Raw genomic sequence first — 14,912 nt, 5'->3', positions numbered from 1 at the left:
ATCGTGAACGCTCCAATCATATTCAGAGTATGGCTGGCGCTTGCGCTTTGGAAGCGCTAAACAACTGATCAAGTTGCAGAAAACCCTAGCTCGGGGTAGCCGTCAGCACTACTGCTTGAGGTTGATCCAGCTCGCCAGCGCGAAGCAGGAGACCCGAGCGCTTGGCAGAAAATCCTGCGACTACGACCGCCTCCAGGTTTCTACAGGGAGACCCATACCTCGACGAATCAGTGATCCGCAGGGCGTCACTCGCCGCAGGCAGTACACCGTCGATTGCAAGAGCGACACAGCATCGGGCGGTCTACCCTAGCAGCGGCGCTGCTGCGCCCCCTGGAGGCGTTCGCGTAAGGGCGCTCAATGCTTGCACAACCCCCCGGTTACGGATGCGGCTGGGCGTGCAGCTGCCGGGCTGATGGGGTAGTCCCCAGGCCGGCGCCAGCTGGGGAAGATGGCAGCCTCACAACTGGCCCCCCGCACCAAGAGGGGGGATAGCAGTTGAGGGGTCTGTTGCCGTTGTCCCGCAGTGGCTCAGATGGCGATCTGTTCGCCTGGCTCGGGAATGCTGGCAATCCAGTTGAGGCGCTCGCGTAGGGTTTGCTGCAGCACCTGCATTTTCTCCAGTTCGCCATGCACCAGGTACAGCTCGGGGTGATGGTCGAAATGACTGACCCAGTCGAGCAACTGCGACTGCCCGGCATGGGCGGAGAAGCCGCCGAGGGTGTGGATCTGCGCTTTGACCGCAATGCGCTGGTGGAGCATCTTCACGGTGCTGGCGCCGTCGACTATGGCCCGTCCCGGGGTGCCTCTGGCCTGGAAGCCGGGGAACACCACATGACAATCTTCGCGCCAGAGGTTGTGCTTGAAGTGGTGAGCGATGCGCCCTCCGGTACACATGCCACTGCCGGCGATGATGATGGCGCCGCTCTGTACCCGGTTGATCGCCATGGACTCATCCGGGGTTGGCGTGCAGCGCAGGATCGGCAGCCAGTCCTCGATATGCCTGGTTTTCTTGTGCGCCATGTCCGCCTGATCGTCCGGGTCAAACAGGTGTTGAAAACGCGAATAGATGGCATTGGCGCGGATGGCCATGGGGCTGTCGAGGAACACCACCTGCTGCGGCAGGCGACCTTCCTGGTAGAAGCGGCCGAGGTAGTAGATCAGGTCCTGGGTACGGCCGACGGCGAAGGCGGGAATCAGTACGTTGCCGCCGTCGCGATGGGCTTGCTGGAGGATCTCGGCCAGTTCATCCAGGGTGTCGTCGCTGTTACGGTGATCGCGATCGCCATAGGTGGACTCGAGTAGCACCAGATCGGCGCGGTCGAGCGTGGTCGGTGGGTGCATCAGGGGCGAGCAGGTGTTGCCGAGGTCGCCGGAAAACACCAGGCGCCGGGTCAGGTGATGGTCCTGTACCTGCAATTCGACGATCGCCGAGCCCAGGATATGGCCGGCATCGTGAAAGGTTACCTGCACGCCCTTGGCCACTTCGATTGGCTGGCCGTAGGCCTGCGGGCGCCTTTGTGTCAGCGCCTGCTCGGCATCCTCGGTGGTATACAGCGGGCTGAGCGGGGGCTTGCCCAGGCGCGCACGCCACTTGTTCTCCCACTCGGTATCCTTCTCCTGGATCTGCGCCGCATCCAGCAACATCAGTTCCATCAATTCACAACTGGCATCGGTGGCGAAAATGGGCCCGCGATAACCGGCGCCAGCCAGTTTGGGCAGCAAGCCGCTATGGTCGATATGGGCATGGGAAATCACCACGGCGTCCAGGCTCAGTGGGTCGAAGGGGAAGGGAGCGCGGTTGCCTTCTTCCTCTTCGCGGCGGCCCTGACGCATGCCGCACTCAAGCAGCACCTTGGCGCCGTCGCGGCTTTCGATCAGGTAGCAGGAACCAGTGACTTGCTGAATGGCGCCAAGGAAGCTGAGAAGAGCCATGTTGGAAATCCTTGATGATGGTCAATGAGTTCAGGGTGCCGCGAATGACGGTCGCCGGCCTTGATGCATATCAGGGTGTCGGCTGCTCGGTGTGTCCTAGACTGGGCGAAAACTCCAGGAGAGCACCGATGTCGCAATTATTGCCAAGTGCCAGTGAGCTGGCCGCCCATGCCTTGGTCGAACCTGGGTTCGCCGCTTGGCAGCAGGGCTATGGCCCGGTACAGCATAGTCCAGAGACCTGTGCGGCGGTCTTCCGCATGGCCCATCAACTGGTGCAGGCGGGTAAGCAGCCGGACTTGGCCAGCGTCTATGGTTTGTTGCGTGCCCTGGACCGGCTGAACGCCGCCGGTTTATGGCTGGTGGTGCATATGACCTATGCCCGGCGCGTGCGTCTGGACGGCATGGCCCTGGAATCTGGTGACTTCAAGGTAAAGCCCGAGGGCCATACCGGTGGCGCCTTGAACATGGTGCCCGGCTATGCGGCCTACCTGGCGCTGAATGCCCTGACCGGGGAAACCCGTGGCTGGCTGATGGGGCAGGGGCACTGTGTGGCGGCGGTCGAGGCGCTGAATCTGTTGACCGCCAACCAGCACCCCGAACAGGCCGCACGTTACAGCTGCGATGAAACTGGGATGAGCCGGCTAGTGGCGGATTTCTACAGCTATGCCCAGGCCGCCGATGGCGCGCCGGGTGTGCCCCTGGGCAGTCACGTCAATCCGCATACCGCTGGTGGTATCGCCGAAGGGGGCTATCTCGGCTTTGCCGAGTTGCAGTACTGCCACCTGCCGCTGCCGGGTGAAAAGCTGGTGGCCTTTTTGTCCGACGGCGCGGCCGAAGAGCAACGTGGCAGCGATTGGATGCCGCGCTGGTGGCGGGCAGAAGACTGTGGTGTGGCGCTGCCGGTGATGATCGCCAACGGCCGGCGGATTGAGCAGCGCACGGAGCTGGGCACGGTAGAAGGGCTGGAGGGCTTTTGTCAGCACCTGCGCCACTGCGGTTTCGATCCGGTCAGCTTCGATGGGCGCGATCCGGCGGCTTTCGTCTGCGCCCTGTGGCAGATGGAGCTGCGCCTGGGTCATCGGGTTGCCGAGTTGCACAGCGGTATCCTGCATTACCCGTTACCCATGCCTTATGCGATCGCCGTAACCAAGAAAGGCTTCGGTTTCTATGGCGCAGGCAGTAATGCTGCGCACAATCTGCCGTTGCCGGCCAACCCACATCACGATGAGGCCGCGCGCGCGCTGTTCAATCAGCATGCTGCCGGCCTCTGGGTGGCGCCCGACGAGTTGCTCCCGGTCTGTGCGCAATTCCGCCACGGGCGCGCTGAACGTGCGCTGGAGCGTGATCATCCGCTGGCGCTGCGCCAGCCGGCCGCGCTGCAACTGCCCGAGCTGCACTATCACGGGCAAGACTGCTCGCCGATGTCGGCGCTGGACCGTTTTTTTGTCGACTTGGTGCAGGCCAACCCGCACCTGCGACCGCGAGTGGGCAATCCGGATGAGCTGGCCAGTAACCGCCTGGAAGGCGTTCTGCATGCTCTCAAGCATCGGGTCTGTGTACCTGAAAGCAAGTTGGAAGCAGTGGATGGCGCGATTATCACCGTGCTCAACGAGGAGGCGGTGGTGTCCGCCTGCCTGGCCAATCAAGGTGGCCTGAATCTGGTGGCGAGTTATGAGGCCTTCTGCGTGAAGATGCTCGGCGCCGTGCGCCAGACCCTGATCTTCGCCCGCCAGCAGAAAGAAGTGGGGCGCCCTGCGGGCTGGCTTGGCTGGCCGTTGGTGGCAACTTCGCATACCTGGGAGAACGGCAAGAACCAGCAGTCGCACCAGGACACCAGCTTCTGCGAGGCGCTGCTCGGCGAGATGAGCGATATGGTCAGAGTGCTGTTTCCTGCCGACCATAACTCACTGCTGGCCCTGTTGCCGGCGGTCTACCAGGCACGTGGACAGCTGGCTTGCATTGTCAGCCCCAAGCGCGAACGCCCGTTCCAGTTCGATCAACAGCAAGCTGAACAACTGGCCCGCGATGGCGCCATCCTGCTGGATCAGCACGAGGGCGCCGATCCCGTGCTGCTGATTGCCAGTGGCGCTTATCAGTTGAGCGAGATGCGTCGTGCGGCTGTGCGCCTGAGTGAGAAAAAAACTGCCTGGCGTTTGATTTACCTGCAGGAGCCGGGGCGATTTCGTGAGCCACGGGATCACTGGGAGGCCCCCGCGCTGACGCCTGCCGCAATCCGCAACGAGTTGTTTCCTGAGCAGTATCCGCGCCGCGTACTGCTGACCCATATGCGCCCGGAAGTGGCGCGCGGGCATCTCTGGCCGATCCTGGGCGAGGCCCGCTGCAACCGGGTGCTGGGGTATCGCAACCGCGGAGGCACCCTGGACGGGGCTGGTATGCTGTTCGCCAACCAGGCCACCTGGGCGCATGTGTTGCAAGCGGTCGCAGAGGTGTTGGGCATCCCCGCACAGAAGCTGCTGAGCCGCGAGGAGCGGGCTGCGCTGGCCGGCCAGGGCAAGCCCGAATGCCTGCGCTGAAACAGCCCGGCTGAGGTGGCAAATTAATTTGCCGGGTGGCCTGCGCTGCGGCGCGGATCGTTAACGCGCCCGGTAAACGCCGATTGGCCTGCAGGTGCCGCGCACCGATCCATGACCTATGGGGCGCAGTCGCTGTTACTGAAGCGCTCGCTGACGATCGGGCGATTGGTCTTGTACTCGCTGAACTCGTAACGCAGGACGGCGCCACGCGCCAGTAACTGGCGATAGCCCGGGTTGCGACACACGCTGTTGGCCAACTGTGCGCGCACACTATCCGGATTGCCGCGCATCTGCGCGGCGTGGTCGGGGCGCACGCTCAGGTGATTGACCAATTCATCACCGTCGACGCTGTACCCTTGATCGAGAATGTCCGCGTTGATCGCCCGTGGCGTGCCGACGCTGCTTTCGCGGGCGACTCGTTCAAGGGTCTTGCTCAGCTCGAAATTGTTCAGCGATGCGGCTTGAGCGAGCACGGGTAGGCCAAGGGCGAGGATTACAGCGATCAGGCGAGGCATAGGGTTCTCCAGAGTCAGTTCGAAGCCTTCGACAGGCATGCACCTGTAGAGGTTCAGCAGGCGACTATCTTACTTGGCCGCTGGGGTTTACCCCACCTGCAATCGCGGCGGCTTTGTTAGACTGGCGGGCTTACCGACCCAGGATCCCACATGCCATCCACTTATCGCCGCGCAGCGCTTAGCGCATGAGCCATGCCGTCGCTCGCTTGCGCGCTGCGCGCATTGCGCGTAGTGAAAAACCTTTCCTCGCCCGTGGCTCCCGGGCCGTGCGTTGCCAGCGCTGCCGGTTGGCCCTGAGCCATTGCCTGTGCGCCTGGCGTCCGCAGATCGAGGCGAAGTCGGGCGTGTGTTTGCTGATGCATGATGTCGAAGCGCTCAAGCCGAGCAATACCGGCTGGCTGATTGCCGATGTAGTGGTCGACACGTCGGCCTTTGGCTGGTTGCGCACGGCGGTCGAGCCCGCCTTGCCGGCGTTGTTAAGCGATCCGCAGTGGCAGCCCTTTCTGGTGTTTCCGGGTGAATACGCCGAGCCTGAGCGGGTGGTCGGTGAGGTGCAGCATGCGCCTGGCAAGCGGCCACTGTTCATTCTGCTCGATGCGACCTGGACCGAGGCGCGCAAGATGTTCCGCAAGAGTCCCTACCTCGACAGTTTGCCGGTGCTCAGCCTGCAGCCCGAGCAGTTGTCGCGTTACCGCCTGCGTCGATCCACGCGCGACGATCACCTGTGTACTGCCGAGGTGGCGGCGCTCTGTCTGGAACTGGCCGGCGATCAGCGCGCCGCCGACGCGCTGAATGCCTATCTGGATGTCTTCAGCCAGCACTACCTGGCGGCTAAAGCTCCACGGGCGGTTGATCTGGACGACGCCCTGCACCAGCATTTGCGCTTGTTTCTGTGAGGGGCAGGCTGGATTTTTTCGGCCACAGTTGTGCCAGCAGCATGCCAGCGAGCATCAGCGCACAGCCGAAGTAACCTCGCAGCTGCAGGGCTTCGCCCAGTAGCCAGGCGCCTGCAATGGCGGCAAACACGGCTTCCAGCGAGAGGATGATGGCGGCATGCGACGCGATCGCATGCTTTTGCGCCACCACCTGCAGGGTAAAGCCAATGGCCACGCCGAATAGACCGCCATACAGAATCGCCGGCCCGGCGGCGATGATCGAGTCGAGGTGGATGTCCTCGAAGATCACCGCCAGCAGCAGGCTGATCAGCGCGCAAGTGGCGAATTGCACCACGGCCAGACGCAATGGGTCATGACGCCTGGCGAAAACGCCGACCAGCAGCACATGCACGGCCCAGACGAAGGCCCCGGCCAATTGCAGCCAGTCACCGGAGGCAACCTGAAAGCCTTCGCCGACGCTGAGCAGGAACATGCCGATCACCGCCAGCGAAGCGCCCAGCCAGATGCCCAGGCCAGTCTTGTGGCCAATCAGCAGCCCGAGCAGGGGCACTATGATGACGTACAGGCCGGTGATGAATCCGGCATTGGTGACGCTGGTGAAGAGCAAGCCGACCTGCTGCAGGTTGATCCCCAAGGCCAGTGCCAGGCCCATCAGGCCGCCACCCATGAGCAGATGGCGGTTCAGCGGCGCGGTAGGTGCGCTGCGTGAGCGGTGCTCGAGCAGCGGTAGCAGTGGCAGCAAGATCACTACCGCCAGAGCAAACCTCAGGCCGCTATACAGCAAGGGGCCTATGGATTCCATGCCCAAGCGCTGGGCGACGAACGCCGAGCCCCAGATCATGGCCGTCAGTAGCATCAATAGATCGGCGCGCAGGGCCTGGCTTCGCATAAAACAGTCTCGTTTGGAAAAAGTGCAGACTGTGCCGCAAAGCAACGCGCTTGACCACTCCGAGATCGCTCGGCATGCTGGGCGCCGTCCTAGGCGCATTTGTGGTTGCCCGTGTACTATGCGCGGCTTAATCGAATGGCCTGTCGCGTTTAATTCGACAGGTCTGCGCCAGCGCTACTCTCATAACAAGAACAGGATCTGCAATGGCCGCTTATGAAATCCTGATTGCCGACGACCATCCACTATTTCGTAGCGCACTTCAGCAGGCACTGACCCTGGGTCTTGGCCCGCAGGTTCGCCTGGTAGAGGCTGCCAGCATCGCCGAGTTGGAAACCTGCCTGGCGGAAAAAGCAGATTGGGATCTGGTTCTGCTCGACCTCAACATGCCCGGCGCCTATGGCTTTTCCGGTCTGGTGCTGCTGCGCGGACAATACCCGCAGGTGCCAGTGGTGATGGTCTCGGCGCAGGAAGATGCGGCCGTGGTGGTGCGGGCACGCGAGTTCGGCGCGAGTGGCTTCATTCCCAAGTCCAGCTCCCTGGAGAGCATTCAGCAAGCCGTGCAAGTGGTGCTCGATGGCGATACCTGGTGGCCGGAGCAAACCGAGGAGGCCGCCCAGGTTTCTGCCGAGGCCAAAGCCGCCAGCGCCGGCCTGGCCAGTCTGACCCCGCAGCAGTTTCGGGTGTTGACCATGGTCTGCGACGGCTTGCTGAACAAGCAGATTGCCTACGAGTTGAGCGTTTCCGAGGCCACGGTAAAGGCGCATGTCACGGCGATTTTCCGCAAGCTCGGCGTACGTACCCGCACCCAAGCGGCGCTGCTGTTGCAGCAGATGGAATCGATCCCCAGCAGTTGAGCGGGCTCCTGATGCAGTGCAGTCAAGCCAGCGAGGTTGTGTCGGTTTGCTCGCGCAGATCTATGGTTCTCGTGCCGGCCGGCCTTTCAGAAAGCGGATAACCTTCTTGTGTCGCCATTCAAGGGCCAGACTGGCCTCAAGCGTATCGTTAATGCGGCAGGCTATTCGCTGGCGGGCTTGCGTGTCGCGATTGCCGGCGAAGCCGCATTTCGTCAGTTGCTGTTGCTCAATCTGCTGTTGATTCCGCTGGCGCTCTACAGCGACGTCAGTCGGGGCGAGCGCGCGCTGATGATCGCCGTCTGCCTGTTGGCGTTGATTGTCGAGCTGCTCAACTCTGCGCTGGAGGCGGCGGTCGATCGCATCTCCCTGGAGCTGCACCCCTTGTCGAAAAACGCCAAGGACATGGGCAGTGCTGCGCAGTTCATGTCCCTGACGTTGATCGCCAGTGTCTGGGCGGTGACCCTGTTGGGCTAGCTGCTGGTCGTGCGCAATAACGTGGCGGCAGGACTTCAGGCAATGTTCGGCAGCACTATCTCATCGCTGCGCCTGACCCCGGCGGTCAGCGCCCGGCATAGCTCGATGAACTCACGCATGGCGGCGGTCTGGTACTTCTGCTTGTGCCAGATGAAGTAGAACTGCCGGCGCAAATCCAGCTCGGGCGTTTCCACCGCCACCAGGCTGCCGCGGCGAAAGGCGTCACGCAGGGCCAGGCGCGAGATGCAGCCGATACCCAGGCCCGACTCCACTGCGCGCTTGATTGCTTCTGTATGTTCCAACTCCAGGCGCACATTCAGCGAGCGCGGGTGATGGCGCATGGCCTGGTCGAAGGTCAGGCGGGTACCCGAGCCTTGCTCGCGGAGTATCCAGGCTTCCTGAGTCAGCTCGTCGAGGCTGGCTTCGCCGCGCTTGGCCAAGGCATGTTGCGGCGCGCAGAACACCACCAGTTCGTCTTCGACCCAGGGTTGCACTTCGATATCCGGGTGCTGGCAGTCGCCTTCGATCAGGCCCATGTCCAGCTCATAGTGGGCGATCTGTTGCACCACGTAGGCGGTGTTATGCACCTGGAGCTGGACTCGGCATTCCGGGTGGCGCTGCATGAAGCTGCCGATCAGCAGGGTGGCCAGGTAGTTGCCGACGGTCAGGGTAGCGCCGACATTCAGCGAGCCAAAGCCACTCTTGCCGCCCAGCAGGCGCTCGATCTCCTTGGCCTGGTCGATCAGGGCTACTGCTCGGGGCAATAGCTGCGAGCCCAGGGCATTGAGGATCAGACGCTTGCCGGCGCGGTCGAACAATTGGCAGTCGGATTGGCGTTCCAGTTCGCTGAGCGAGGTGCTAGCCGCCGACTGCGACAAGGCTAGCGAATCCGCCGCGCGGGAAACGCTTTCCTGCTGGGCGACGGCAACGAATATTTGCAACTGTCTGAGGGTGAATCGCATATCTATATAACCGATAACCTATATCTTGATAATCAACTTAACAGATATTAGTCGGTCGTTTAACATTCCATCAACCGAACAGCCTAGCGATTCTCAAGGAACCAGCATGAGCAACCTGAATGTCGAGCGTGTAATCAGCGTCCATCACTGGAACGACACCTTGTTCAGCTTTAAAACCACCCGTAACACCGGGTTGCGTTTCGAGAATGGCCAATTCGTGATGATCGGCCTGCAGCAGGACAACGGCCGCCCGTTGATGCGCGCCTATTCGATCGCCAGCCCGAACTATGAAGAGCACCTGGAGTTCTTCAGCATCAAGGTGCAGGACGGTCCGCTGACCTCGCAGTTGCAGCACCTCAAGCCTGGCGACGAGCTGATGGTCAGCCGCAAGCCCACCGGCACCCTGGTGCTCGACGATTTGCTGCCTGGTAAGCACCTGTACCTGCTCAGCACGGGCACCGGCCTGGCGCCCTTCATGAGCGTGATTCAGGACCCGGAAACCTACGAGCGCTACGAGAGAGTCGTGCTGGTGCATGGCGTGCGGTACGTCAACGAAGTGGCCTACCGCGAGTTCATCACCGAGCACCTGCCGCAGAACGAATACTTCGGCGATGCCTTGAAGAGCAAGCTGATCTACTACCCGACCGTGACCCGTGAAGAGTTCGAGAACCAGGGCCGCCTGACCGACCTGATGCGCAGCGGCAAGTTGTTCCGCGATATCGGCCTGCCGCCGATCAACCCGCAGGACGACCGCGCGATGATCTGCGGCAGCCCCAGCATGCTCGATGAGACCGCCGCCGTGCTCGACAGCTTCGGCCTGAAGATCTCCCCGCGCATGGGCGAGCCGGGCGATTACCTGATCGAGCGCGCCTTCGTCGAGAAGTAGGCGCCAGGCGGCTAGTACAAAGGCTCGCTGCGGATAAATCCTCTTCACTTGATGCAAGTGAAGGGGTTTTTTTCTGCGCGGACGAAGTTCGCGCAGGCATCCAGCGCCGAAAAATCGCTCCCGGATTGCCGCAGGACTAGGCATTGCATGCCCGGCAGCTGCGCGCGGGCGAATCGGGACCTGTCATCCGGTCCGCGGCCGGGCCGGGCGCCTTCAGTGGGGGGCTAGGTCGAGCGTGATCTGGAAGCGATTGCCGCCACCTTTCTTCGCCACGTACATGGCGTTGTCGGCATGCTTGAGCAACTGTTGCGCGTCAATACCGTGCTGTGGATAGAACGCAACGCCGATGCTGGGCAGAACCAGGTGCGCCATGCCATTGAGGTCGAATGGCTGGTTGAGTGCCAGGCGGATTTTCTCGGCGACCAGCAAGGCATGATCTGGCGAGTGGAAGTCCTCGAGCAGCACCACGAATTCGTCGCCACCCAAGCGTGCGACCGTATCCGATTCGCGCACGCATTGCCTGATACGCTCGGCAACCAGCTGCAGCAGGAGGTCGCCGATGGTATGGCCGAATGTATCGTTGACCTGCTTGAACTTGTCCAGGTCGAGAAACAGCAGCGACAGCTGCGTCTGATCCCGGCGTGCCCTGGTCAGTGCGGTGTGCAAGCGGTCATAGAGCAGGGCGCGGTTAGGCAGCTGGGTCAGTTGGTCGTATTGGGCCATGAACTGCAAGCGACTGAGCATCTGCTGGCGTTCGATGGCTGCCGCCACCTGGGTCGAGACGAATTGCAGCAGTTCCTTGTCCTTGTCGGTGTAGCAAGCCCCATGGGTATAGCTCTGCAGCACCAGGGCGCCGATGGTGCCGTTGTGCGAGGTTAGTGGCACACCCAGCCAATACAATGATGTGCAGTCGATCGCCTGGAGGTGCTCGGGCAGGGTCGTCAGCGTTTCTGGGGAGAGCAGCAATGTCTGTCCGGTGCGGATGATTTCAGCGCTGAGTGTGGGGGCCGCCAGGTTGTGAGGCGCCGGTGCCTGATGGCGCTCATCGATATGGTAGGGAAAGCTCAGCTGGTCGTTTTGCTTATCGTAAAGCGCCACGGAAAAGTTGATGGCCGGTAACAGTTGGCCGACGATCGAGTGAATTTTCTCGAACAGGCTGTGTAGATCCTTGGCCAGGTGCGCCGCTTCGGAGATGGCATAGAGCGCCGCTTGCATCGACTCGCTGTGTTTGCGTTCGCTGACGTCATGGGCCACGGCAATCCGCAGTTGATCATCCGCCGACCAGCGGGCCGACCACATGATGTGAACGATCCGACCATCCTTGCGGGCATAGCGATTTTCAAAATTGGGTTTGCTGCCACCCGACATGATTTCGCTGGCCGCTTGCAGCGTGATGGCGTGATCTTCCGGCAACACCAGTTCGATCATGCGCCTGCCGAGCATTTCCTCGGCCGTATAACCAAAGATCCGCTCGCAAGCCGCGCTGACAAAAACAAAGCGACCCTCCTTGTCGACCACGCAGATGGCATCGAGCAGAAGGTCAACAAGGTTGCCTGAAGGGACGTAAGGCTGTGTTGTTTTCATAGGCTAAATTGTGGATTCTCGGAACCAGCCATGACCTGCGGGAGAGTGTGACCCTGTGCCGAAAGGTGCTGCCCATCAACCAACTTTAGCCGCAGCCCAGGCACTGCGGAAGCAATACTTCAGTCAAGATGTGTAGTGGCTTCGCGCCAGCAAGTGGTTACCTTGGACTCGACGGGGCCCGCAGGTCAATAGCACTCGGTGCAATGGCTGCAATCGCCTGCCTTGCCTTAACTGACGCACCCCGGAGGGTATGAAAATATCGAGCGCCGTCGCGTAGGCGAGAGTTTTTCACCACCTCTCAGGTCTCAACCACTTCCAGCACGCAGATCTTTCCCGGTTCCGGGTAGTGCCAGCGCACATCGACATCCCACAAGCGCGTGCCGTAGCGCCGTTCGGGCGGCGGTACCTGATAGGCCGGACGTGGGTCCTGGGTCAGGCATTGCTCGATCAGGTCGACCAGAGGCTGGTCGAGGCGCAGGCCATGGCTGCGTGCCTGACTGAGGGCAGCGTCTCGCCATTGCACCTCGATCAGCAGCGGAGCACCGTCGGCAATGCGGTTATAGGCGCTCGCCACACTGTCGGCATAGGGCACATAGGGTTTGATATCCAGCACTGGTGTGCCGTCGAGCAAATCGATCCCCGACAGCCAGAGTCTGCCCGGTTCGACCTTGTCCAGTTTGACCACCGATTGACCGATGCCGTTGGGGCGGTGGGTGGCGCGGGTGGCGAACACCCCCACCGATTTATTCCCGCCCAGGCGCGGTGGGCGCACTTTCAGACGTGGTTGGTCTTCCAGTGCCTGGTGAAACAGAAACAGCAGCCAGACATGGCTGACCTGCTCCAGGCCCTGCACCGCGTCGCCCGTATCGAAGGGGGCGACCAGTTCCAGCACGCCACGGGCAGCCGGTGCCAACTGTGGCTGACGGGGAATGGCGAATTTCTCCTTGAAACAAGAGCGGAGAAAACCGATAGGCGAGACGGAGTAAGACATGGGCAAGCGACTGGTAGTGGCGAGGAGGGCCATCTTACCCGCAATACGTGGCGGCCTTAAGTCGCGCTAGCCAAGCACAAGCACCAGACCCCAGACAAATAACAGTAACCCGGCGATGCGACCGAGCCAGATACCTCCGGGGAGCAGTTTTTCCAGCAGTACATAGGCGCCGATCAAGGCTGCCCACAGCAGGTTCATCACGCCGCCGATGAACAGCAGGCCCATCAGCATCCAGCAGCAACCCAGGCAGTAGAGGCCATGCTTCAGCCCCATGAACCAGCCGCCGACAACGCCGGGGCGCCAGTGGCCGAGGAGGAACTGCACCGGTCCGCGGCAATGGGCGAGGCAGGCAGACTTGCCTGGTAGCCACTGGTAGACCCCGGCGCCCATCAGCAGGGTTGCGCCAAGCCAATGACTCTGGCTGCGCATCTGCGGGCTGAGCAAGGCGAGGCGATCCAGGCCCCATTGCAGGGCGGTGGCGACCAGGCTGAAGCCGCTCCATACCACCAGGTAGGCCAGGCAGAACAACAACAGCGCGAGATGCTGCCGGGGCGCTGTCATATAGCGGCGCAACATCTGCTGGTAGAGCAGGATCATCGGCAGGGCGCTGGGCAGCATCATGCCGACCATCATCACGGCCCACATGGCCAGCATCAGCAGCGCATCGGTCAGGCTCCAGGGCATTGGCATGCCTGCTACGGCCATGCCGACCATCCCCCCCGGCGCGGCCATGCTCGCGGCCATGCGGAACAAGAGCATCCACGCCACACCGATCAAGGTCAGCAGGCTCAGTAGCACCAGCCATTGTTCCTTGCCCAGTGGCCAGTAGGGCAGGCGGCGTGGCTGGTCGGCGAGCGGCCCCTTCAGCGCACCACTCCTTGTCCGGTGAAATGCACCCGGGCGAGGTGGCCGTGACTGTTCTGCGCGGCGATCTTGATCGCGCCCTGGGTCTGGTACCGACCGTTGGCTACCTGCGCTTCGGTGAACTCGAAGCCTTTGGGCAGTACTATTCGCGCCTCTTGGGGTTCACCGGTCACCGGGTTGCGAAGCGGTTCGCCGCTGGCTTCGAGCACGCCGGCGATGCGGGTGTGTGCTTCGCGCTTATCCACGTCGACACTGAGTTCGATGGGCACGAACTGCGGTTCGAACATCTCGCTGATGGTGCTGGCAAATACCGAAAACACCGTCGTGCCGGGTTCGGTGTCCTCACCGGAGAGAATGCGCAGCAACGCCTCGCGCTGCTCCGGGCTGGCCCGGTCCTCGATGAATACTTGGCAGCGGCCACTGCCTTCGTGGATTGCGCCGGGCCAGGCGAAAGTGGCAACCCAGCACAGGTCGTCCAGCTTGACCTGGTTGTAGTGGCCCTGGTCGATGCGCATCGACACCACGGCCTCGCAATGGCCTTGAGTCGGTCGCGAACTGAATTGACAGGGGCAGCCCCAGTTGCAGTTGCAGGTGACGAATTCGGCGCCCTGCATGCGCCATTCAGCCATGCTCATGACTGTCCTCCTGACCGTAATTACGGCTTCGAAGTAGGGTCCCCCCAACTGTTAAATTTAGCAGAGCCGCCGCTCGTCGAGCGGCGCGCCAGACTAGCGGCCGCCCGCTTGGGGCAGTTGACTCAGAGGCTGAAACCGCCATCGATGGGGATAACGGTACCGGTCATATAGGCGCCGGCGGTGCTGGCCAGGCTGATTGCCAGGGCGGCCATTTCTTCCTCGCGGCCCCAGCGCTTCATCGGGATCAGCGCAGTATCCTCGGCCAAGGCCGCTTCATCCTGGGCGATGAATTGGGTCATCTTGCTCGGAAAGCGCCCCGGCGCAATCACGTTGACGTTGATGTGCTGGCTGACCAGTTCGCGGGCAAGCATGCGCGACAACTGATGCAGTGCGGCCTTGCTCGGGCCATAGGCATAGGCGTCTTCGCCATGGGAGGTGATGCCGGCTACCGAACCTATATTGATTACCCGCGCCGGATTGGCCGCCGAGCCTGCCTTGCGCAGCAGGGGCAGCAACTGCTGGATGCAGCTGAACACCGAGGTTACGTTGAGTTGCATGACCTTTTCCCAGCCCTTGGCCGGGTAGGATTCGAGCGGCGCGCCCCAGGTGGTGCCGGCATTGTTGACCAGGATGTCCAGTTGGTCGATTTCGCCTGCCAACTGTGCGGCCAGCGCCTGCACGCCTTCCTCGCTGGCCAGGTTGGCGGCGAGGCCATGGCAAGTGCCAAAGGCTGAGAGTTCGGCGGCGGTTTGCGCGCAGGCCTCGCCGTCACGGGCGCATACATAGACAGTCGCGCCCGCTTCGAGGAAGGCTTTGGCGATCATCTTGCCGATACCGCGGGTGCCACCGGTTACCAGAGCGGTGCGGCCTTGCAGGGAGAAGTAGGGGTGCATGGC

The 14,912-nt window shown here is 62.1% G+C and carries 14 protein-coding genes; 5 read left to right on the top strand and 9 right to left on the bottom strand.

All coding sequences use genetic code 11. The features are described from left to right. Positions 1-528: 528 nt before the first annotated feature. Positions 529-1,932 (bottom strand): MBL fold metallo-hydrolase RNA specificity domain-containing protein, encoded by a 1,404-nt coding sequence (locus LJY18_RS11745; RefSeq protein ID WP_238042001.1) that lies wholly within the window; start codon positions 1,930-1,932, stop codon positions 529-531. 128 nt (positions 1,933-2,060) lie between these two features. Between LJY18_RS11745 and LJY18_RS11740 the strand changes: the two genes are divergently transcribed. Next, on the top strand, positions 2,061-4,466 hold the full coding sequence (locus LJY18_RS11740) for a xylulose 5-phosphate 3-epimerase (RefSeq protein ID WP_238042000.1): 2,406 nt from the start codon (positions 2,061-2,063) through the stop codon (positions 4,464-4,466). Between the two features lie 116 nt (positions 4,467-4,582). Here the strand turns inward: LJY18_RS11740 and LJY18_RS11735 are convergent, their stop codons facing one another. After that, a complete protein-coding gene (locus LJY18_RS11735; RefSeq protein WP_238041999.1) occupies positions 4,583-4,981 on the bottom strand; it encodes a quorum-sensing-regulated virulence factor family protein in 399 nt (132 codons plus the stop codon). A 185-nt stretch (positions 4,982-5,166) separates the two neighbouring features. On the opposite strand from LJY18_RS11735, the gene LJY18_RS11730 reads away from it, so the two are divergent. Then, entirely contained in the window at positions 5,167-5,877 is a 711-nt protein-coding gene (locus LJY18_RS11730) for a tRNA-uridine aminocarboxypropyltransferase (RefSeq protein WP_238041998.1), read from the top strand. On the opposite strand, the gene LJY18_RS11725 is transcribed toward LJY18_RS11730, so the two are convergent. Continuing rightward, positions 5,813-6,766 (bottom strand): DMT family transporter, encoded by a 954-nt coding sequence (locus LJY18_RS11725; RefSeq protein ID WP_238041997.1) that lies wholly within the window; start codon positions 6,764-6,766, stop codon positions 5,813-5,815. The genes LJY18_RS11730 and LJY18_RS11725 overlap by 65 nt on opposite strands. Before the next feature lie 203 nt (positions 6,767-6,969). Here LJY18_RS11725 and erdR point away from each other — a divergent pair, with 203 nt between their 5' ends. Further along, positions 6,970-7,620: a response regulator transcription factor ErdR gene (gene erdR, locus LJY18_RS11720; RefSeq protein ID WP_238041996.1), complete on the top strand. Its 651-nt coding sequence runs from the start codon at positions 6,970-6,972 to the stop codon at positions 7,618-7,620. A 108-nt stretch (positions 7,621-7,728) separates the two neighbouring features. Then, on the top strand, positions 7,729-8,094 hold the full coding sequence (locus LJY18_RS11715) for a diacylglycerol kinase (RefSeq protein WP_238041995.1): 366 nt from the start codon (positions 7,729-7,731) through the stop codon (positions 8,092-8,094). Between the two features lie 35 nt (positions 8,095-8,129). Here LJY18_RS11715 and LJY18_RS11710 read toward each other — a convergent pair whose 3' ends face one another. Then, positions 8,130-9,056, bottom strand: coding sequence for a LysR family transcriptional regulator (locus LJY18_RS11710; protein WP_238041994.1), 927 nt, complete (start codon positions 9,054-9,056; stop codon positions 8,130-8,132). Between the two features lie 106 nt (positions 9,057-9,162). On the opposite strand from LJY18_RS11710, the gene fpr reads away from it, so the two are divergent. Then, positions 9,163-9,942 (top strand): ferredoxin-NADP reductase, encoded by a 780-nt coding sequence (fpr, locus tag LJY18_RS11705; RefSeq protein WP_238041993.1) that lies wholly within the window; start codon positions 9,163-9,165, stop codon positions 9,940-9,942. Positions 9,943-10,155: 213 nt separating this feature from the next. Here the strand turns inward: fpr and LJY18_RS11700 are convergent, their stop codons facing one another. From LJY18_RS11700 to LJY18_RS11680, 5 genes are all read right to left on the bottom strand, one after another. Further along, the gene (locus tag LJY18_RS11700; protein WP_238041992.1) at positions 10,156-11,526 is read right to left on the bottom strand and encodes a sensor domain-containing protein; all 1,371 of its coding nucleotides are present in this window, start codon (positions 11,524-11,526) and stop codon (positions 10,156-10,158) included. Positions 11,527-11,824: 298 nt separating this feature from the next. After that, positions 11,825-12,517, bottom strand: a complete 693-nt coding sequence (gene tsaA, locus LJY18_RS11695; RefSeq protein ID WP_238041991.1) for a tRNA (N6-threonylcarbamoyladenosine(37)-N6)-methyltransferase TrmO — start codon at positions 12,515-12,517, stop codon at positions 11,825-11,827. Between the two features lie 66 nt (positions 12,518-12,583). Next, entirely contained in the window at positions 12,584-13,315 is a 732-nt protein-coding gene (locus LJY18_RS11690) for a DUF2182 domain-containing protein (RefSeq protein WP_238041990.1), read from the bottom strand. Between the two features lie 65 nt (positions 13,316-13,380). After that, entirely contained in the window at positions 13,381-14,016 is a 636-nt protein-coding gene (locus LJY18_RS11685) for a DUF1326 domain-containing protein (RefSeq protein ID WP_238041989.1), read from the bottom strand. Between the two features lie 122 nt (positions 14,017-14,138). Further along, on the bottom strand, positions 14,139-14,909 hold the full coding sequence (locus LJY18_RS11680; RefSeq protein ID WP_238041988.1) for an SDR family oxidoreductase: 771 nt from the start codon (positions 14,907-14,909) through the stop codon (positions 14,139-14,141). Between the last annotated feature and the right edge of the window lie 3 nt (positions 14,910-14,912).

This window comes from Pseudomonas sp. MMS21 TM103, assembly GCF_022132145.1.
Lineage (GTDB): Bacteria > Pseudomonadota > Gammaproteobacteria > Pseudomonadales > Pseudomonadaceae > Aquipseudomonas.
Note: the sequence above shows the minus strand (reverse complement) of the source record. Positions and strands in the feature narration are given on the sequence as shown.